Origin of the sequence: Umezawaea sp. (assembly GCF_036375055.1) — a bacterium.
Taxonomy (GTDB): domain Bacteria; phylum Actinomycetota; class Actinomycetes; order Mycobacteriales; family Pseudonocardiaceae; genus Umezawaea.
Genome location: NZ_DASUSQ010000005.1, coordinates 1 through 18,970 on the forward strand (window position 1 = coordinate 1; position 18,970 = coordinate 18,970).

Here is an 18,970-nt window from a genome sequence, read left to right on the forward strand (position 1 = left end):
GCGTCTCCGACAGCCTCGACTTCTTCCTGTCCGGCCGGTCCCTGCCCGCGTGGGTCACCGGGCTGGCGTTCATCTCGGCCAACCTCGGCGCGGTCGAGATCGTGGGCATGTCGGCCAACGGCGCGCAGTACGGCATGGCCACCATGCACTACTTCTGGATCGGCGCCGTCCCCGCGATGCTCTTCCTGGGCGTCGTGATGATGCCCTTCTACTACGGGTCGAAGGTCCGCAGCGTCCCCGAGTTCATGCGCCGCCGGTTCGGCACCGGCGCCCACCTGGTCAACGCGATCAGCTTCGCCACCGCCCAGGTGCTCATCGCCGGCATCAACCTGTACCTGCTGGCCACTATCGTCAACGCGCTGCTCGGCTGGCCGCTGTGGGTCTCGCTGATCGCCGCCGCGGCCGTCGTCCTGAGCTACATCACCCTCGGCGGGCTCTCGGCCGCGATCTACAACGAGGTCCTGCAGTTCTTCGTGATCGTGGCCGCGCTGCTGCCGCTCACCCTCATCGGGCTGCACCGGGTCGGTGGGATCGGCGGCCTGGTCGACAAGGTGACCGAGGCAGGCAGCGACGAGCAGCTCTCCTCGTGGCCGGCCACGGAGCTGTCCGGGTTCGAGAACCCGGTGTGGTCGAGCATCGGGATCATCTTCGGTCTCGGGTTCGTGCTCTCCTTCGGTTACTGGACGACGAACTTCGTCGAGGTGCAGCGCGCCATGGCCACCCACTCGATGTCCGCCGCCCGGAGCACGCCGATCATCGGATCGTTCCCGAAGATGTTCGTGCCGTTCATCGTGGTGATCCCGGGGCTGATCGCCACGGTGCTGGTCCCGGAGGTCATCGAGGCCAAGGCGGCCGGCGACGCGGACTTCGACTACAACAACTCGATCCTCATGCTGATCCGCGACGTGCTGCCCAACGGCCTGCTCGGGGTGGCGCTGGCCGGCCTGCTGGCCGCGTTCATGGCCGGCATGGCGGCCAACATCTCGGCCTTCAACACCGTCTTCAGCTACGACCTGTGGCAGCAGTACGTGAAGAAGGACCGGCCCGACCACTACTACCTCAACGTCGGTCGCTGGGCGACCGTCGGCGCGACGGTGGCGGCGATCGGGACGGCGATCATCGCGTCGGGCTACACGAACCTGATGGACTACCTCCAGACGCTTTTCGGGTTCTTCAACGCGCCGCTGTTCGCCACGTTCATCCTCGGCATGTTCTGGAAGAGGATGTCCGCGGCGGCGGGCTGGATCGGCCTCGTGGCGGGCACGCTCGGCGCCGTCGCGGTCTTCGTGATGGCGGACCCGAAGCTGCTCGGCGTGCTCGACCTGCCGGGCCAGGGCGCCAGCTTCGTCGGCGCCAGCGTCGCGTTCGTGCTCGACATCGTGGTCAGCGTGGTCGTCACGATGTTCACGAAGCCGGTGCCGGAGAAGCAGCTGGGCGGGTTGGTCTACAGCCTCACGCCCAAGGCGGACCGCACCCACTCCACCACGGGCGACGACGCCGGGTGGTACCGCTCGCCCGCGCTGCTCGGCGGCGGGGTGCTCGCCCTGACCGCCGCGCTCTACATCATCTTCGGCTGAGGGAGGTAGACGATGGCCGAGAAGGGACACCGGGCGGGTCTGTTCGACCTGCGCCTGATCATCGCCGTGCTGTTCGGCGTGTACGGGGTCATCCTGACGATCGTGGGGCTGGGCTTCACCAGCGACGAGGACCTGGCCAAGGCGGACGGGTTGAACATCAACCTCTGGTCCGGGCTCGGGATGCTCGCGCTCGCCGCGTTCTTCGGCGTGTGGACGTTCACGAAGCCGCTGATCGTGCCCGACGAGGTCCCCGAGGGGACCAGGGCCGGGGAAGCGCCCCACCAGGGGTGAGCCTCGGCGACGCTGCCGGGCTCGTGACGGGTCGGGGGAGTCCTCGGCCGGTCACTACCGCGGGTAGGACTCTGAACGCGCAGCGTTCGAAGGGAAGGCGTTTCGAACGCTGCGCGTCCGGGGGTTGAACGCCTCGACGGTCCAGTCGTCGATCCAGCGGACCGCGCGGCCCACGGTGCGACCGATCGCCGAGCGCTTGTTCCGGTGCTTGCCCAACACGGGTTCCTTTCGACGGGGAGTGCTTCCACCAGTTACATCGCGTCGATCTTCTGAATCGTTCCCGAAGCCCTCCGTGACCTCGACCACGCTCCCGGTGTCGGTCGGACGACGAACCGCTGTCGATCGCCTGTGGGTTCGGGGGTTCGGTCCGCGCACGTCAGCACCGCTCGCTACCGTGCACCTCGTGCCCCGTCCCACCCGCACCTTCCCCGCGGTCGCCGCAGCCCTCAGCGCGCTCGCCCTGCTCGCCGCAGGGTGCGGGTCCGACGCGCTCGCGAAGCAGCCGCCGTTCCCGCGCAGCACGATCCAGGCGAACGCCGCCGACCCGTCGGACAAACCCGTGACCGGCACCACGACCACGGGTGAACCCGCCGACCCGGCGTTCTCCGTCGACAAGCTGCGGCTGCTCGACCCGTGCAAGCTCCTGGACGCCGACGCGCTCAAGGAGCTGGGCAAGCCGGACGAGGCCGTGCCGGGCGGGTTCAGCCGCTGCTCCAACTTCATGCAGGACAAGGACGGCAAGGACCTCTCGATCACCGTCGAGGTCGGGCAGACCATGACCAGCGAGATCAAGAAGGCGGACAAGACGCTCGCCGGTCTGCGCAGCTACGAGCAGGTGCTGGAGGGCAGCGCGTGCTTCGTCTCGGTCATCACCCAGGAGGAGCCGGGCCTCGCGTTCACCGTGCAGATCGGCTACAAGGACGGCGACGGGTGCGTGCCCGGCCGCAAGGTCGCCGAGTCCGTGGTGAAGCTGGCCAAGGGCAAGACGGCCGTCCGGACCGCGCCCAAGGGCTCGCTGATCACGCTCGACCCGTGCGCGCTGCCGTCGGACGCCGCCGTGGTCGAGGCGTCGGACAAGTCACCGCGCGTCTACCCGTACGGCCTGCACAACTGCTCGTGGGTCGGCGACGACGCCGAGATGACCCTCGACTTCCGCGGCGGGTTCGTCCCGAAGGACGACAAGTTCGACTCCAAGCAGACCGAGATCGACCTCGGCGGGGTGAAGGCGTACCAGGTCGACACCGCCACCTCGTTCCCGTCGTGCACGATCAAGTGGGTCCAGCTCAGGGGTGAGGACGACGACGGCGAGGTGGTCGAGGTGAAGTCCGCGGGCCCGAAGGACGCGCAGTTCGACCGCTGCGCGAAGGCCCAGGCGTTCGCCAAGGCGCTCCTGCCGAAGCTCCCCAAGCCCTGATGGGGCTTACTGTGGTGCGGAATTCCCCTACTCTTGGGTAACCCCGCAGCACCTCTGGAGGGCTCATGACGCAGACCGCCCCGGCCGAGTCCACCGAAGCGGACGGCGACCAGACGCGGTTCGCGTCACTGGACCCGCGCACGGGCGAGGTCGTCGGCCACCACCCGGTGCACACCGCCGCCGACGTCGAGGCCGCCGTGGCGCGGGCCCGCACCGCGGGCGAGGAGTGGGCCGCGCTGGGCTTCGACGGCAGGCGCGCCCGGCTCGACGCGTGGCGCAAGCTCCTGGTCCGCAGGCTCGACGAGTTCCAGGCGCTGATCAGCAACGAGACCGGCAAGTCGGCCGACGACGCGCGCACCGAGCTGGCGCTGGTCGTCGACCACCTGCACTGGGCGGGCAAGCACGCGAGCCGCGTGCTCGGCAAGCGCCGCGTGTCGCCCGGCATGCTGATGTACAACCACGCCGCGAGCGTCGAGTACAAGCCGCTGGGCGTGGTCGGCGTGATCGGCCCGTGGAACTACCCGGCGTTCACGCCGCTGGGCTCCATCGCGTACGCGCTCGCCGCGGGCAACGCCGTGGTGTTCAAACCCAGCGAGTACACCCCCGGCGTCGGCGAGTTCCTCGCCAGGACGTTCGCCGAGGCCTCGCCCGAGCACGCCGACCTGTTCCAGGTCGTGACGGGCTTCGGCGAGACGGGCGCGGCGCTGTGCCGGGCAGGCGTCGACAAGGTCGCGTTCACCGGCTCCACGCCGACCGGCAAGCGCGTCATGGCGGCCTGCTCCGAGACGCTGACGCCGGTGCTCGTGGAGTGCGGCGGCAAGGACGCGCTGATCGTCGCGGACGACGCGGACGTGAAGGCCGCCGCCGCGGCGGCCGTGTGGGGCGGGATCTTCAACTCCGGCCAGACCTGCGCGGGCGTGGAGCGCGTCTACGTGGCCGAGGCCGTGGCGGACGAGTTCATCGAGCTGGTCACGAGGCAGGCGTCGAAGCTGCGGCCCGGCGGTGAGCCCAACGCCCCGTTCGGGCCGATCACCATGCCGCGCCAGGTCGAGGTCATCCAGGCGCACGTGCGCGACGCCCTGGACCGGGGCGGCCGGGCGGTCGTCGGCGGGCTGGACTCGATCCGGCCGCCGTACGTCGCGCCGATCGTGCTCGTGGACGTGCCGGAGGAGTCCACGGCCGTGACCGAGGAGACGTTCGGCCCGACCCTGGTGATCACCAGGGTGCCCGACGCCGACGAGGGCGTCCGGCTGGCCAACGCGCTGCGCTACGGGCTCGGCGGCTCGGTGTTCTCCCGCGGCCGTGGTGAGGAGCTGGCCCGCAAGCTGCGCTGCGGCATGGTGTCGGTGAACGCCGTGCTGGCGTTCGCGGCGATCCCCGGCCTGCCCTTCGGCGGCGTCGGCGACTCCGGGTTCGGCCGCATCCACGGTGACGACGGGCTGCGCGAGTTCACCACCCCGCAGTCGGTGACCCGGCTGCGCTTCCGGGCGCTGCTGAACCCGATGACCTACGACCGCGGCTCGCGGACCGTGCGCCACGTCGTCCGGCTCACCAGGCTGCTCTACGGCCGGTGACCGGCGGCCCGGTGCGGAGACCCCGCACCGGGCCCCGGTTCAGTTCGAGACCTGCTTCTCCAGGTCGGTCAGCACGGCCTCGGCGCCGATGACGCCCAGCCCGAGGAACCACGTCTCGTCCGCGACCGGCTTCGCGTGGCCCGCCTTCACCGCGGTCAGGCCCGCCCACAGCGGCCCTCCGAGGATCTCCTGCCGCGCGGTCTTGGACGCGTCGCCGTAGGTGGCGTAGAGGATCCAGTCGGCGTCGGCCTTGCCGATCTGCTCGGTGCTGACCTCCACCGCGAGGTCGTCGACCTGCTGGCTCTCCGGCTGCGGGAGCTTCGCGTCGATCAGGATCGTGCCGATGAACGACTTCCTGGCGTACAGCCTGGTCTTGCCCGCGAGGAACCGGACCATCGAGATGGTCGGGCGCTTGCCGAACTCCTGCTCCACGGCGTTGCCGACGGCTTCGGCGTGCGCGGTGTAGTCGGCGAGCATCTTCCGAGCGTCGGCGACGCGGTCGAGCGCGGCGGCGTTGAGCCGGAAGTTCTCCTTCCAGGTGTAGCCGGGGCGGACCGCGAACACGGTGGGCGCGATGGCGGAGAGCTTGGCGTACTGGGCCTCCTCGCGCAGCCGCGAGCCGAGGATGAGGTCCGGCCGCAGCTCGGCGATCGCCTCCAGGTTCAGCGAGCCGATCGTGCCGACGTTCTCCGGCGTGCCCGCCTTGTCGCCGATGTAGGGCGGCATGGTCGGCGCGCCGTCGGGGAACGCGACGCCGACGGGCTTGACGCCCAGCGCGACCACGTTGTCCAGTTCGCCGCCGTCGAGCACGACGACCCGCTCCGGCTTCTTCTCCAGCGTCGTCTCGCCCATCGCGTGGCGGATCGTGCGGGGGAACACGCCGGGCTCCGCGTCGGTGCCGAACGTCTTGCTCTTGTCGCCCGCTTGGCCGAACTCCGCTCCGCCCTGTGCCACGGCGGGCTGTCCGGCGGGTTGCGCCGTCTGGCCGCACGCCGTCAGCGCGAGGGTGCAGGCGAGCGCTGCCGCCCAGATGGTCCTTCGGTTCGACACAGCGCGAATCCTTCGCTACTCAAGGTCACTGAGCTGGACTTATTAGGCCTTCCTAACCGTAGTCGAGGGCGTTGTGCCGTTACGACGACTCGTGACGTGGGGTACTAATGGCATCGGTCAGCGGCGATCGGGAGGCAACGGTGAAGAAGATCATCAATGATCCGTCCACAGTGGTCGAGGAATCCCTGAAGGGGATGGCCTTGGCCCACCAGGACCTGATCGCGGTCCAGTTCGACCCCACCGTGGTCGTCCGGGCGGACGCCCCCGTGCCGGGCAAGGTGGCCGTCATCTCCGGCGGCGGAGCGGGCCACGAGCCCCTCCACGGCGGTTTCGTCGGCCGGGGGATGCTCGACGCCGCCTGCCCCGGCCACGTGTTCACCTCGCCGACCCCCGACCAGGTCCAGGCCGCCGTGCGGAGGACCGACGCGGGCGCCGGGGCGCTGCTGGTCGTGAAGAACTACACCGGCGACGTGCTCAACTTCGAGACCGCCGCCGAGCTGGCCGCCGCCGACGGCGTGGAGGTCCGCACCGTCGTGATCGACGACGACGTGGCCGTGACCGACTCGCTCTACACCGCGGGCAGGCGCGGCGTCGGCGGGACGCTGCTGCTGGAGAAGGTCGTCGGGGCCGCCGCCGAACGCGGGGTCGACCTCGACGGCTGCGAGGCGCTGGCGCGCCGGGTGGTCGGCCGGGTCCGGTCGATGGGCCTCGCGCTCGCGGCGGGCACCGTGCCGCACGCGGGCGAGCCCGGCTTCACCCTCGCCGAGGACGAGATCGAACTCGGCATCGGCATCCACGGCGAGCCCGGCAGGCGCCGGGTGAAGATCGGCACCGCCGACGAGATGGTCAGGAGCCTGCTGGACCCGATCCTGGAGGACATGCCGCTCGCGGACGGCGACCGCGTGCTGCTGTTCACCAACGGGATGGGAGGGACCCCGCTCATCGAGCTCTACCTGGCGCACGGCATCGCGGAGCGGTTGCTGGCGGAACGGGGGATCGTGGTGGAACGCCGGTTGGTCGGACCCTTCGTCACCAGTCTGGAGATGCAGGGCATGAGCCTCACCGTGCTGGAGCTGGACGACGAACTGCTCGACCTGTGGGACGCACCGGTCCACACGGCCGCTCTCCGCTGGGGGGTCTGACCGTGGTGGCGTGTTCTGGGCACGGGGTGGCCGTCGCGATGCGGACGGCGGCCAAGGTGCTGGAGGAGCACCGGGAGGAGCTGAGCAGGCTCGACCGGGAGATCGGCGACGGCGACCACGGCGAGAACATGCACCGCGGCTTCGCGGCCCTCGTGACCGCGCTGGAGCGCGACGCCCCCGACTCGCCGGGCGGCGTGCTGAAGCTGGTCGCCATGACGCTGATCTCCAAGGTCGGCGGCGCGGCCGGGCCGCTGTACGGCACGGCGTTCCTGCGGGCCGCGACGGCCGTCAAGGACACCGGCGAGCTGGACGCGGCCACCGTGGCGCTCGCGCTGCGCGCCGCGCTGGACGGCGTGGTCGCGCGCGGCAAGGCCGAGCGCGGCGACAAGACGATGGTGGACGCGCTGCTGCCCGCCGTGCTGGCGGCCGAGGGCGCGGTGGAGCGCGACGAGGACGTCCCGGCCCTCCTGCGCGCCGCCGCCGACGCGGCGGCCGAGGGCGCGGACTCCACGGTGCTCGTGCTGGCCCGCAAGGGGCGCGCGTCGTACCTGGGGGAGCGCAGCATCGGGCACATGGACCCCGGCGCCCGCTCCACCGCGCTGCTGCTGCGCACCTTCGCCGACGTGGCGAGCGGCCAGCGATGACCGCTCACCCCGAAACCCCGGCCGACCGTCGGGGCGGCACCCGATGACCGCGCTGGTCGGGCTGGTGGTCGTCTCGCACAGCCGCAAGCTCGCCGAGGGCGTCGCGGAGCTGGCCGGGCAGATGGCGCCCGACGTCGACGTGCTGCCCGTGGGCGGGGACGGCGAGGGCGGGCTGGGCACGGACTACGCCGCGGTCGCCGACGCCGTGGTCGAGGCCGACTCCGGGGCGGGCGTCGTCGTGCTCTACGACCTCGGCAGCGCCAAGATGGTCGCCGAGATGGCGGTCGAGGAGGTCGACGACGGGCGGGTGCTCGTGGTCGACGCGCCGCTCGTCGAGGGCGCGGTGGCCGCCGCCGTGGCCGCGCAGGGCGGCGTGGCGATGGCGGAGGTGGGCGTGGCGGCGGCGAGCGCCACCCCCGGCAGCGCGGGCCAGGTCACCGCCGTCAAGCCGAGCGGACGGCCGTCGCTGCGGCTGGTGACGAACGCCGCCAGCCTGGAACTGGTGCTGACCAACGACGTCGGGCTGCACGCGCGGCCGTCGGCGCTGCTGGCGCGCACGATCGCCGACCTGGACGCGAACGTGCTCGTGCGGTTCGACGGGGACGAGGCCGACGCGCGCAGCGTGCTGGCGCTGATGGGTCTCGGGGCGCCCGGCGGCGCGCGGATCGAGGTCGTGGCCAGCGGCGCGGACGCCGAGGAGGCGCTGCGGCGCATCGAGGAGCTGGCGGAGCGCGGTTTCGACGAGTGAACCGGCAACTTGCACGATCCCGATGGTGAAGCTCACGCGTCGGTGCGCCCGGACCGTGGCATAGTCGCCACAAGTTACCGTTCGGTAGCACCGGGAGGTCGTCGTGGCGCGCCAGTTCAGCACGGTCGGAGTGGTCGGACTCGGCACGATGGGCGCGGGCATCGCCGAGGTGTTCGCCCGCACCGGGGTCGCGGTGATCGCGGTGGACGTGGACGAGCGGGGCATCGAACGCGGTCTCGGCCACCTGGAGCACTCGACCTCGCGGGCCGTGGAGCGCGGCAAGCTGGACGAGGCTGGCAAGGCCGAACTGCTCGGCCGGATCAGCACCAGCACGTCGCTCGCGGACCTCGCGGGCTGCGACCTCGTGGTCGAGGCCGTGCCGGAACGCATGGACCTCAAGGCCTCCGTGCTCGCCGAACTGGACCGGATCTGCCCGCCCGACACCGTGTTCGCGTCCAACACCTCGTCGCTGTCGATCACCGAGATCGGTGTCCACACCGGACGCCCCGGCAAGGTCGTCGGACTGCACTTCTTCAACCCGACCCAGGTGCTCAAGCTGGTCGAGGTCGTCCGGTCCGTCGTCACCGAGCCCGACGTCGTCGCGGACGTCGTCGCACTGGTGGAGGGCCTCGGCAAGACCCCCGTCGTGATCGGCGACCGGGCCGGGTTCATCGCCAACGCCCTGCTCTTCGGCTACCTCAACCACGCCGTCCGGATGTACGAATCCCGTTACGCCACGAGGGAAGACCTCGACGCCGCCATGCGCTACGGCTGCGGCTACCCGATGGGCCCGCTGGCGCTGCTCGACCTCATCGGCCTCGACACGGCCTACGAGATCCTCGACACGATGTACCACCAGTCCCGCAACCGCCTGCACGCCCCGGCGCCGGTGCTCAAGCAGATGATCACCGCGGGCCTGCTCGGCCGGAAGTCCGGCCGCGGCTTCTACACCTACGACGGCCCCGACTCCTCCACCGTCGTGCCCGACGTGCACACGCCCGCCGCCGCGTCGGACACCACCGCGGTGCGCGACGTCCGGCGCGTCGGCGTCATCGGCACCGGCACCATGGCCACCGGCATCGTCGAGGTGTTCGCCAAGCGCGGCTACGACGTCGTGCTGCGCGCCCGCTCCCTCGACAAGGCCGAGGCGGCGCTCGCGAGGGTGCGCAAGTCGCTGGACCGCGCCGTGTCGAAGGGCAAGCTGTCCGAAGTGGACGCCGCGGCCGTGCTCGGCCGCGTCTCGCCCGCCGTGGAGTTCGACGAGCTGGCCGACTGCGACCTGCTGGTCGAGGCCGTCGCCGAGGACCTGGCGGTCAAGAAGGCCGTCTTCCGGTCGCTGGACGAGGTCTGCAAGCCCGGCGCGATCCTCGCGACCACCACGTCGTCGCTGCCGGTCATCGAGTGCGCCGCCGCCACCGCCAGGCCCGGCGACGTCGTCGGCCTGCACTTCTTCAACCCCGCGCAGGTGATGAAGCTGGTGGAGGTCGTCGACACCATCTCCACCTCCGCCGACGTCGTCGCCACCGCCCGCGCGGTGTGCCTCGACCTGGGCAAGCAACCGGTCCACTGCGGCGACCGCGCCGGGTTCATCGTCAACGCGCTGCTGTTCCCGTACCTCAACGACGCCGTCAAGATGCTCGAAGCCCACTACGCCGACGCCGACGACATCGACAACGCCATGAAGGTCGGCTGCGGCCTGCCCATGGGCCCGTTCGAGCTGCTCGACGTCGTCGGCCTCGACGTGTCGCTGGCGATCGAACGCACCCTGTACCTGGAGTTCCGCGAAGCGGGCTTCGCCCCCGCTCCGCTCCTGGAGCACCTCGTGACCGCCGGGCGGCTCGGCCGCAAGACCGGGAAGGGGTTCCGCGACTACGCCTGATCCGCCGTCGTGAGCTGCGCGGATGAGCGGGAGCGCCCCCGATACCAGTGGCCGCCGCACACGGGGGCGTCCACGTTTGGCATGGTGGTAGTCATGCGGCGCGCGGTGATCTCGCTCTTGGTGGTGTTGCTCGGGTTGACGAGCGGATGTGCGTACTCGGTGCGGGGTGCGGCAGTGGCGGAACCGCAACTGGACATCGACTCGCCCTTCTCACCCGGCGGCGAGTCGACCGACCCTTCCGTCGACCCGTCCGAGGACCCCTACCCGTCGACGTCGGGCTCGGCGCCCACGTCGACGTCCGACGACCCCGCGGCAGACCCGGTCAAGAACCTGTGCGGCCTGATCGGCTGGGGCGACCTGCCCTACACCGGCACCGACAAGAGCAGCCCGCCGTCGGACCGCGACTACGACCCCACCTACGACCAGTCGTGCAAGTGGCAGACCAGATCCGGGGAACTGGACGTCGGCGTCACCCTCCGCTACCGCGCGGGCAAGCCCGTCGCGCTCCAGGAGAACTCCGGCGAGTACGACCTCAACGGCCGCAAGGTCACCTACCTGGACCGCACCGCCGACACCGAGGTCCAGCCGTCCTGCGTGCTCGTCCTGGACTACGCGGGCGGCGGCCTCGGCATCATCGTGATCGACGGCTCGAACAAGTTCGGCGCCATCTGCGACCAGGGCAAGCACCTGGCCGAGGTGCTGCTCGCCAAGGAGCCGAAGGGCTAACCGCAGCACCCACCGCCGCAGCAGCCGCCGCCGCCCTGGGGCGCCTCCGCGGCGGCCGTCGCCACCCCGACGACGGACAGCAGCTTCACCGTGTCCGAATGGCCCTCGGGGCAGTCGGCGGGCTCCGATGAGGCGCTCATCGGCCGCTTGACGTCGAACGTGGAACCGCAAGCCTTGCAGCGAAACTCGTAGGTGGGCACCCGACCATTCTCCTCGGCCAGGAGGCCCATCGGTAGTCTGGTCCCTCGTGCCACGCCGCAACCACCCCAAACGACCAGCGTCGGCCGACGACCGACCACTCGGCGGGGGCCACGGCTGGGCCCGCAACGAGTCGGCGTCGGACGGCGAGTGGCTGGTGCGGAACGTGGCCGGGGCGCAGACGACGAAGCACTACCGGTGTCCGGGGTGCGACCACGAGATCCAACCGGGAACGCCCCACGTGGTCGCGTGGCCCGCGGCGGACTACGGGTCGGTGGAGGAACGACGGCACTGGCACCAGGGGTGCTGGAACTCCCGCACTCGAAGGCCTCGGCGGGGGTATTGAGTCCGGGGTTCGGGTCGTGCGGGGAAGCCGTGGCGACCGTTGTCTCGGGCCCGCAAGCACCCAACCCGCCGCAGCCGAAGCGGACCCCACCCAACCAAGCCCACCAGAAGTGGAAGCGCTCAACCCGCCGCAGCAAAGCGGACCCACCCAACTGGACCGAGTCCAGACCCCTCCCTGCCCCCGATCCACAGCGCCCTCATGGTCGGCCGTGCCGGGTCAAGGCGTCTTTCCAGCCTTGACGCGGTACGTCCGGCCATGAAGACAATTGCGCGACCGGGGGGAGGCTCCACCCCCCCGCACCCCCGGCACGCAACTCTCAAAGAGGTCCCCCATAGTGCAGGGCCCCCCGATGCACACGCTACGACAGACCACCGACGAAACCGGATCGTCGCAGGTCCGAGGACCGCAAGGGCAGACTTCGCCCCGCCCGTCAATCGTCTCGATGCCCCGCTGTGTCAAGGTGGGAAAGATGCCTTGACGAACAAGGCGAGACACGATGGGAGTGGGGAACGGGCTCTGCCCCCGCTTCGCGGTGGACGTGTCCCGTTTGTTGGGTGGGTCGGGTTTCGGTTTCGGTGAAGGGGTTGTCGTGGGTGGTGTGAAGGTCGGTGCGAACACCGTGTTGCCCGCTGTGCGGGAGGCTGTCGTGCTGCGCACTGCTGATGGGCTTGAGTTGGTGGGGGAGTTGGCCCTTCCCGTCGAGGTGGCGCCCGTGGCGACCTTGGTGTTGTTGCACCCGTTGCCCACGCATGGCGGGATGATGGACTCGCACCTCTACCGCAAGGCTGCTTGGCGGTTGCCCGCTCTGGCCGGGATCGCTGTTCTGCGGTTCAACACCCGTGGCACGGTCAGTGAGGCCGGTCGCAGCCAAGGCGCGTTCGACGGGGGTGTGGGGGAGCAGTTCGACGTTGCTTCCGCCGTCGAGTTCGTGCGGGAGCGGGGGTTGCCCGGTGTGTGGTTGGTCGGGTGGTCGTTCGGGACCGATCTCGCGTTGATGCACGGGTGCCTGCCCGGTGTTCGCGGCGCGGTGCTGATCTCGCCGCCGCTGCGGTGGAGTTCGCCCGCGGAGCTGCGGGTGTGGGAGCGGTCCGGGAAGGCCGTGGTGTGCCTGGTGCCCGAACTGGACGACTACCTGCGGCCCGACGAAGCCGCGGAGCGGTTCGGGGCCGATCTGCCCAGCGCTTCCGTGGTCCCGTTCGAGAACGCCCGGCACCTGATGGTGGGGCAGTCGGACAAGGTGCTCGACGCGATCGTGGGCGTGGTCGCGCCGGACGTGCGGACGCCGCTCGCGCGCACGTGGGACGGGGCGTGGGAGAAGCGTCAGGTGACGATCGTCGAGTCCTGACGGCGGTGGACGTGCAGGTTCCCCTGGTTCGTCGTGCGGACGAAGCCCAGCTTCTCCGCCACGCGCTGTGACGGCGTGTTGTCCGGGTCGGTGAGGATCACCACCGGCAGGTCCGGGCGGGCCCGGTCGGCCCACTCCAGCGCCGTGCGCGCCATCTCCGGGGCGTAACCGCGGCCCCAGTGCGCGGGCGTGAAGCGGTAGAAGAGGTTGAGGGTCCGCTCGCCGTCCAGGTCGTGGGTGCGCAGGCCGCCGAACCCGATGACCTCGCCCGCCAGCTCCACGGCCCAGTAGCCGATGCCGTCCTCGACCCAGTGCCGCAGCCAGGCCGCCAGGTTCTCGGCCGTGCGCTCCGGCGACGGGGTGCCGTCCGCGTTGTGCCGGTTCGTCTCGGGGTCGCCCATGATCGCCAGCGCGGACGCCAGGTCGCCGGGCACGACCCGGCGCAGCCGGAGGCGTTCGGTGTGCAGTTCGTCCGGTGGCGCTGTCATGCCCCGACGGTAGCGCCGGGGTCCGACGGTCAGCGCTTGGCGGCCGGAGCCACCTGCTGGGTGGGCGTGGGCTTGGGCAGGTTCACGGTCTCCTCCGACCGGGCCTGCTTGTCCGCTGCGGGAGCGGCGGGAGCGGCGGACTTGGCCGGAGCGGCGGGACCGGCCGGGGTGACCGGAGCGGCCTGGACGGTGGGTGCGCTCGCCACCGCGGCGGCGGGGACCGCGTGCGGTGCGGCGGCCTCCTTCTCCACCTCCAGCGGTTCCAGCAGCGGTGCGATGTCCTGCAACGCCGTGCGGGCGTTGCGCAGCTGCTGCGACAACCCGTTGCGGAGCTTGGCCAGCGCCTCGACCTGCTGCGTGGCCGCCGCGACCCGCCGGTTCGACTCCTCCGTGGCCTCGCGCACGCGCCGGTTCGACTCGTCCGTCGCCTCCTGCACGCGGGCGGTCGCCTCGCTGATCGAGTCGTGCCTGCGCCGGTTCGCCTCCTCCGTCGCCTCGCGCACGAGGCGCTGGGCCTCGGCGTTGCTGGAGGCCTGCTCCTGCGAGATCTGCGCGCGGATCCGGTTCGCCTCGTCCTGCGACTCGCGCAGCCTGCGGTCCGCCTCGGCCTTGCTGGCCGCCTCGGCCTCCGCGAGCGTCTTCATCGACTCGACCCGGCGCGCGGCCATCGCGATCTCGAAGTCCTCCTCGACGGTGACGCGGCGCTGCTCGGCCTCCTTGACCACGACGTCGGCCGCGGCGCGCGCGTCCTCGACGATCTTCTCCGCCTCGGCGCGGGCCTTGTCCAGCACGCCGCGGTGCTCGGCCTCCATCGCGGCACGGCGCTGGTCCAGCTCGGCGATCAGCTTCTCGTAGCGGGCGCGCAGCACGCCCGCCTCGCCCTCGGCCTTGGCGCGGATGTGCCCGCCCTCGGCCTCGGCACGGGACTTGATCTCCGCGGCCTCCTCCTGGGCGAGGCGCAGCATGCGCTGCAACCGCTCGCTCAGGCCCTCCAGCGTGTTCGGCGGCATGGAGAGCCGCTCGACCTGACCCCGCATCTCGGCGATCTCGGATCGAGCGGCTTCGAGCTGGCGTGCCAGGTCGTTGGTCTGGGACACCGCGGCGTCACGGTCGGCAGCCAGCAGCCGGAGGTCCGAGTCGAGCCGTTCGAGGTGGTCCTCGACCTGGCCCTTGTCGTACCCCCGCTTGGCGATGTCGAAGCCGGATCCCAGCGGGACGAGGTCACGATCGTCGGCGAGGCCCATGCCCCCACGCTACCCGCTCGCGGTGACCCGGTGGCACCCCGGCGCGGACTTCGCCTACACGCCGCGGAAGCGGTTGATGCCGCTCAGGTGCGTTGCCCGCAGGGCCTGGTCGCGCACGCCGAGGCCCTCGCCCGGAGCGAGGCACAGCACGCCGACCTTGCCCTGGTGGGCGTTGCGGTGCACGTCGTGCGCCGCCTGTCCGGTGTCCGCCAACGAGTACACCTTGGACACCGTGGGGTGGATCTTCCCCTTGGCGACCAAGCGATTCGCCTCCCAGGCCTCGCGGTAGTTGGCGAAGTGCGAGCCGACGATCCGCTTGAGGTTCATCCACAGGTAGCGGTTGTCGTACTGGTGCAGGAACCCGCTCGTGGAGGCGCAGGTCACGATCGTGCCGCCGCGCTTGGCGACGAACACGCTGGCGCCGAACGTCTCGCGGCCGGGGTGCTCGAACACGATGTCCGGGTCGTCGCCACCGGTGAGCTCGCGGATCCGCGAGCCGAACCGCTTCCACTCCTTGGGGTCCTGCTCGTGCTCGTCCTTCCAGAACCGGTAGCCCTCGGCGCTGCGGTCGATGATCAGCTCCGCGCCCATCGACCGGACCAGCTCCGCCTTCTCCGGGCTCGACACGACGCAGATCGGCGTCGCTCCGCCGTTCAGCGCGAACTGCGTGGCGTAGGAGCCGAGACCGCCGGACGCGCCCCAGATGAGCACGGTGTCGCCCTGCTTCATGCCCGCGCCGTTGCGGGACACCAGCTGCCGGTACGCGGTCGAGTTGACCAGTCCGGGCGACGCGGCCTCCTCCCACGTGAGGTGGTCGGGCATCGGCATGAGCTGGTTGGACTTCACCAGCGCGAGTTCGGCGAGCCCGCCGAAGTTCGTCTCGAAGCCCCAGATCCGCTGCTCCGGGTCGAGCATCGTGTCGCTGTGCCCGTCCGCGTGCTCCAGCTGCACGTCCAGGCAGTGCGCGACGACGCGGTCGCCGGGCTTCCAGGCGTTCACGCCGGGGCCCGTGCGCAGCACGACGCCCGCCAGGTCGGAGCCGACCACGTGGTAGGGCAGGTCGTGCTTGGCCGCGAGCGGCGAGGACTTCCCGTAGCGCTTGAGGAACCCGAAGGTCGACATCGGCTCGAAGATCGACGTCCACACGGTGTTGTAGTTGATGGCGCTGGCCATCACCGCGACGAGCGCCTCACCGGGACCGGGTTCCGGCGTGGGGACCTCGTCCAGGTGCAGCGACTTGCGCGGGTCCTTGTCCTTGGTGGCCAAGCCCTCGAACATCCCGGTCTCGTCCTCGTGGACCGTGATGCCGCGGTACGTCTCGGGCACAGGGAGTGACGCGATGGCGTCGAGTTCGTCGGCCAGGATCGCGTCGAGGATCTTCTGCACGGCGGGTCCTCCCATGTGAGGAGTATCAGGTGGCGAGGCGAGAAGCGCTGGGAGCCGGAGGTTACCGACGAGTAACCGATTCAGAACGACCGTTGTGAGCCAGGGCACGGAAAGTAATGTTGACCGGTCGGCCAATCAAGGCGGACCATCGGTGGTGTCCCTCTCCAGGACGGAGGTAAAGGATCATGGACAAGGCGTGGACCAGGTGGCAGGACTGGGCGGAGGTCGTGATCGGCGTCGTGGTGCTCTTGGCCCCGATCGTCGTCGACACCACCAACGGCGCGATGTGGACGATGATCGTGCTGGGAGCCCTGATCGCCATCGACGGACTGGCGTCGCTCGCGGCGCCCGCGATGGTGTACGGCGAGTGGTTCCAGATGGTGCTGGGCGTGCTGTTGTTCATCTCGCCGTTCGTGATCGGCTACACCGACCTCACCGGCGCCGCCTGGACGTCGTGGGTCGCCGGTGTGCTGACCGTCGCGGCGGGGGCCATCGCCCTCCCGGCCGCGAACAGCGCCCACTCGGGACGTTCGGGGCTGGCGGGCCAGCACTGACGGCAGGACAGGTCGGGGCTCACGACTCGCGGGTCGTGAGCCCCTCGCACGTCGAGGAGGCCGATCGTGGCTGAGGACGGGTCGGCCAGGGAGCGCATCCTCGTGGCCGCCGAGGAGCTGTTCGCCGAGCTGGGGTTCGACGCCACGCCGACGTCGCGCATCGCGGAGCGGGCCGGGGTGCCGAAGGGCCTCGTGCACTACTACTTCCGCCGCAAACCCGACCTGCTGGCCGCGCTCGTGCGCAGGCTGCCCAGCGGCGCCGTCGACCCCGATCTGGTCGTGGTCGACGGCGACATCGCGGCCAGCCTCGCCGAGCTGGTGGCCGTGCTGGACGCCAGGAGCGACGCGTCCCCGCTGCTCTCGCACCTGCTGTGGCGCGAGGCCGACACCCACCCGGACGTGCGCGACGCCCTGCACGAGCGGCACCGCGCGGTCGCGGTCCAGGTCCGCGACGTCATCCTCGCCGCCGGTGGTCCCGCCGTGGCGGGCAAGGACGTCGACAGCGCGGCCGCCCTCGTGGCGCTCGCCGTGAGCTACCGGCACTCGGTCGCCCGGCACAGCCCCGAGGAGGACCGGCTGATGGACCGCGAGCTGGCCTTCGTGGCTAGTGCGCTCGCGTAGCGGGCTCGACCAGCTCCACCAGCACGCCGCCCGCGTCCTTCGGGTGGACGAAGTTGACCCGGCTGCCGGACGTGCCGCGCCTGGCCTCCTCGTAGAGCAGCCGCAGGCCCTTGGTGCGCAGCGCGGCGGCCGCCGCGTCCACATCGGACACCCGGTAGGCCAGCTGCTGGAGCCCCGGACCCGAGCGGCCGATGAACTTCGCGATCGTCGACGTCTCGTTCAGCGGCGCGAGCAGCTGCACGGCCGGTCCGGTGCCGTCGTCGCCGGGCGCGCGGAGCATGGCCTCGTGGACGCCCTGCTCCTCGTTGACCTCGGTGTGCGCCACCTCCAGGCCGAAGTTGTCCCGGTGGAACGCGATGGCGGCGTCGAGGTCCGGCACGGCGATGCCGACGTGGTCGATGGCGGTGACGAGACCGCGGAGTGCTTCCTGCATCGGGCCAGCGTAGTGACGGAATCGGTCTAGCGGCAGTTGTGCGGCGCCTCACAGGGGTACCGCCCGGTAACCCTGGGTATCGTGTGAAGTTAACGCTCGCTCACCTCCTGGAGGCTCTTGTGTCCGGTTCCGTCATCGTCGCCGGTGCCCGTACCCCGATGGGCAGGCTGCTCGGGCAGCTCAAGGACTTCTCGGGCGCGCAGCTCGGCGGCGTCGCGATCAGGGCGGCGCTCGACCGGGCCGGTGTCGCCCCGGAGCAGGTGCAGTACGTGATCATGGGCCAGGTGCTGACGGCCGGAGCGGGCCAGATCCCGGCCCGCCAGGCCGCCGTGGCCGGTGGCATCCCGATGAGCGTGCCCGCGCTGACGATTAACAAGGTGTGCCTGTCGGGCGTGGACGCCATCGCGCTCGCCGACCAGCTGATCCGCGCGGGGGAGTTCGACATCGTCGTTGCGGGCGGCCAGGAGTCGATGACCCAGGCGCCCCACCTGGTGCAGAAGTCGCGCGGCGGCTTCAAGTACGGCGACGTGACGATGGTCGACCACATGGCCAACGACGGCCTGTTCTGCGCGTTCGACCAGGTCGCCATGGGCGCGTCGACGGAGAAGTACAACGGCCGCTACGAGCTGACCCGCGAGCAGCAGGACGAGTTCGCCGCCCGCTCGCACCAGCGCGCCGCCGCGGCGATCGAGAAGGGCCTGTTCGCGCAGGAGATCGCACCGGTCAGCATCCCGCAGCGCAAGGGTGAGCCGGTCGTGGTCAGCACCGACGAGGGCGTGCGGCCGGACACGACCGTCGACACGCTCGGCAAGCTGCGCCCCGCGTTCGCCGCCGACGGCACGATCACCGCGGGCTCGGCCTCGCCGATCTCCGACGGCGCCGCCGCCGTGGTCGTGATGAGCAAGGCCAAGGCCGAGGAGCTGGGCCTGGCCTGGATCGCCGAGATCGGCGCGCACGGCGTCGTGGCCGGGCCGGACGCGAGCCTGCACGAGCAGCCCGCGAACGCGATCAAGGCCGCCTGCGCCAAGGAGGGCATCGACCCCGCCGACCTGGACCTCGTCGAGATCAACGAGGCGTTCGCGGCCGTCGGCATCGTGTCCGCGCGGCAGCTCGGCGTGTCCGAGGACAAGGTCAACGTCAACGGCGGCGCCATCGCCCTCGGCCACCCGATCGGCATGTCCGGCGCCCGCATCGCGCTGCACCTCGCGCTGGAGCTCCAGCGCCGCGGTGGCGGCGTCGGCGCGGCCGCCCTGTGCGGTGGCGGCGGTCAGGGCGACGCGCTCATCGTGCGGGTCCCTAAGGTCTGACGT

At 71.0% G+C, this 18,970-nt stretch carries 20 protein-coding genes; 14 read left to right on the forward strand and 6 right to left on the reverse strand.

Annotation, left to right across the window (positions count from 1 at the left end):
- From VFZ92_RS01435 to VFZ92_RS01450, 4 genes are all read left to right on the forward strand, one after another.
- The coding region (locus VFZ92_RS01435; RefSeq protein WP_330873803.1) for a sodium:solute symporter family protein at window positions 1–1,577 on the forward strand (1,577 nt) is incomplete at its 5' end.
- Window positions 1,578–1,589: 12 nt separating this feature from the next.
- On the forward strand, window positions 1,590–1,868 hold the full coding sequence (locus VFZ92_RS01440) for a hypothetical protein (protein WP_330873804.1): 279 nt from the start codon (window positions 1,590–1,592) through the stop codon (window positions 1,866–1,868).
- 403 nt (window positions 1,869–2,271) lie between these two features.
- Window positions 2,272–3,282: a hypothetical protein gene (locus tag VFZ92_RS01445; RefSeq protein ID WP_330873805.1), complete on the forward strand. Its 1,011-nt coding sequence runs from the start codon at window positions 2,272–2,274 to the stop codon at window positions 3,280–3,282.
- 65 nt (window positions 3,283–3,347) lie between these two features.
- Window positions 3,348–4,856: an aldehyde dehydrogenase family protein gene (locus VFZ92_RS01450; protein ID WP_330873806.1), complete on the forward strand. Its 1,509-nt coding sequence runs from the start codon at window positions 3,348–3,350 to the stop codon at window positions 4,854–4,856.
- Window positions 4,857–4,895: 39 nt separating this feature from the next.
- Here VFZ92_RS01450 and VFZ92_RS01455 read toward each other — a convergent pair whose 3' ends face one another.
- On the reverse strand, window positions 4,896–5,906 hold the full coding sequence (locus VFZ92_RS01455; RefSeq protein ID WP_330873807.1) for an iron-siderophore ABC transporter substrate-binding protein: 1,011 nt from the start codon (window positions 5,904–5,906) through the stop codon (window positions 4,896–4,898).
- A gap of 140 nt (window positions 5,907–6,046) precedes the next feature.
- Here VFZ92_RS01455 and dhaK point away from each other — a divergent pair, with 140 nt between their 5' ends.
- The 5 genes from dhaK (at window position 6,047) to VFZ92_RS01480 (ending at window position 11,045) form a co-directional block, all read left to right on the forward strand.
- Window positions 6,047–7,048, forward strand: coding sequence for a dihydroxyacetone kinase subunit DhaK (gene dhaK, locus VFZ92_RS01460; protein WP_330873808.1), 1,002 nt, complete (start codon window positions 6,047–6,049; stop codon window positions 7,046–7,048).
- 5 nt (window positions 7,049–7,053) lie between these two features.
- Window positions 7,054–7,692 (forward strand): dihydroxyacetone kinase subunit DhaL, encoded by a 639-nt coding sequence (gene dhaL / locus VFZ92_RS01465; RefSeq protein ID WP_330873809.1) that lies wholly within the window; start codon window positions 7,054–7,056, stop codon window positions 7,690–7,692.
- A gap of 43 nt (window positions 7,693–7,735) precedes the next feature.
- On the forward strand, window positions 7,736–8,440 hold the full coding sequence (gene dhaM / locus VFZ92_RS01470) for a dihydroxyacetone kinase phosphoryl donor subunit DhaM (RefSeq protein WP_330873810.1): 705 nt from the start codon (window positions 7,736–7,738) through the stop codon (window positions 8,438–8,440).
- 103 nt (window positions 8,441–8,543) lie between these two features.
- Window positions 8,544–10,319: a 3-hydroxybutyryl-CoA dehydrogenase gene (locus tag VFZ92_RS01475; protein ID WP_330873811.1), complete on the forward strand. Its 1,776-nt coding sequence runs from the start codon at window positions 8,544–8,546 to the stop codon at window positions 10,317–10,319.
- Between the two features lie 174 nt (window positions 10,320–10,493).
- Window positions 10,494–11,045: a DUF3558 family protein gene (locus VFZ92_RS01480; RefSeq protein ID WP_330873812.1), complete on the forward strand. Its 552-nt coding sequence runs from the start codon at window positions 10,494–10,496 to the stop codon at window positions 11,043–11,045.
- Here the strand turns inward: VFZ92_RS01480 and VFZ92_RS01485 are convergent.
- Window positions 11,042–11,245 (reverse strand): zinc ribbon domain-containing protein, encoded by a 204-nt coding sequence (locus VFZ92_RS01485; RefSeq protein WP_330873813.1) that lies wholly within the window; start codon window positions 11,243–11,245, stop codon window positions 11,042–11,044. The two genes, VFZ92_RS01480 and VFZ92_RS01485, sit on opposite strands and share 4 nt — an antisense overlap.
- A gap of 47 nt (window positions 11,246–11,292) precedes the next feature.
- Between VFZ92_RS01485 and VFZ92_RS01490 the strand changes: the two genes are divergently transcribed.
- The gene (locus VFZ92_RS01490; RefSeq protein ID WP_330873814.1) at window positions 11,293–11,589 is read left to right on the forward strand and encodes a hypothetical protein; all 297 of its coding nucleotides are present in this window, start codon (window positions 11,293–11,295) and stop codon (window positions 11,587–11,589) included.
- Between the two features lie 712 nt (window positions 11,590–12,301).
- On the forward strand, window positions 12,302–12,934 hold the full coding sequence (locus tag VFZ92_RS01495; protein ID WP_330873815.1) for an alpha/beta hydrolase: 633 nt from the start codon (window positions 12,302–12,304) through the stop codon (window positions 12,932–12,934).
- Here the strand turns inward: VFZ92_RS01495 and VFZ92_RS01500 are convergent.
- The 3 genes from VFZ92_RS01500 to ccrA are packed head-to-tail and all read right to left on the reverse strand — an operon-like array spanning window position 12,910 to window position 16,067.
- On the reverse strand, window positions 12,910–13,422 hold the full coding sequence (locus VFZ92_RS01500) for a GNAT family N-acetyltransferase (protein WP_330873816.1): 513 nt from the start codon (window positions 13,420–13,422) through the stop codon (window positions 12,910–12,912). The two genes, VFZ92_RS01495 and VFZ92_RS01500, sit on opposite strands and share 25 nt — an antisense overlap.
- 29 nt (window positions 13,423–13,451) lie before the next feature.
- On the reverse strand, window positions 13,452–14,666 hold the full coding sequence (locus VFZ92_RS01505; RefSeq protein WP_330873817.1) for a chromosome segregation protein: 1,215 nt from the start codon (window positions 14,664–14,666) through the stop codon (window positions 13,452–13,454).
- Between the two features lie 54 nt (window positions 14,667–14,720).
- Window positions 14,721–16,067 (reverse strand): crotonyl-CoA carboxylase/reductase, encoded by a 1,347-nt coding sequence (gene ccrA, locus VFZ92_RS01510; protein ID WP_330873818.1) that lies wholly within the window; start codon window positions 16,065–16,067, stop codon window positions 14,721–14,723.
- Window positions 16,068–16,237: 170 nt separating this feature from the next.
- Here ccrA and VFZ92_RS01515 point away from each other — a divergent pair, with 170 nt between their 5' ends.
- Together VFZ92_RS01515 and VFZ92_RS01520 are read left to right on the forward strand one after the other, a co-directional pair.
- Entirely contained in the window at window positions 16,238–16,606 is a 369-nt protein-coding gene (locus VFZ92_RS01515) for an SPW repeat protein (RefSeq protein ID WP_330873819.1), read from the forward strand.
- 66 nt (window positions 16,607–16,672) lie between these two features.
- Window positions 16,673–17,227, forward strand: coding sequence for a helix-turn-helix domain-containing protein (locus tag VFZ92_RS01520; RefSeq protein ID WP_330873820.1), 555 nt, complete (start codon window positions 16,673–16,675; stop codon window positions 17,225–17,227).
- Here the strand turns inward: VFZ92_RS01520 and mce are convergent.
- The gene (gene mce / locus VFZ92_RS01525) at window positions 17,211–17,660 is read right to left on the reverse strand and encodes a methylmalonyl-CoA epimerase (protein WP_330873821.1); all 450 of its coding nucleotides are present in this window, start codon (window positions 17,658–17,660) and stop codon (window positions 17,211–17,213) included. The two genes, VFZ92_RS01520 and mce, sit on opposite strands and share 17 nt — an antisense overlap.
- A 119-nt stretch (window positions 17,661–17,779) precedes the next feature.
- On the opposite strand from mce, the gene VFZ92_RS01530 reads away from it, so the two are divergent.
- The gene (locus VFZ92_RS01530) at window positions 17,780–18,967 is read left to right on the forward strand and encodes an acetyl-CoA C-acetyltransferase (protein WP_330873822.1); all 1,188 of its coding nucleotides are present in this window, start codon (window positions 17,780–17,782) and stop codon (window positions 18,965–18,967) included.
- Window positions 18,968–18,970 lie beyond the last annotated feature (3 nt).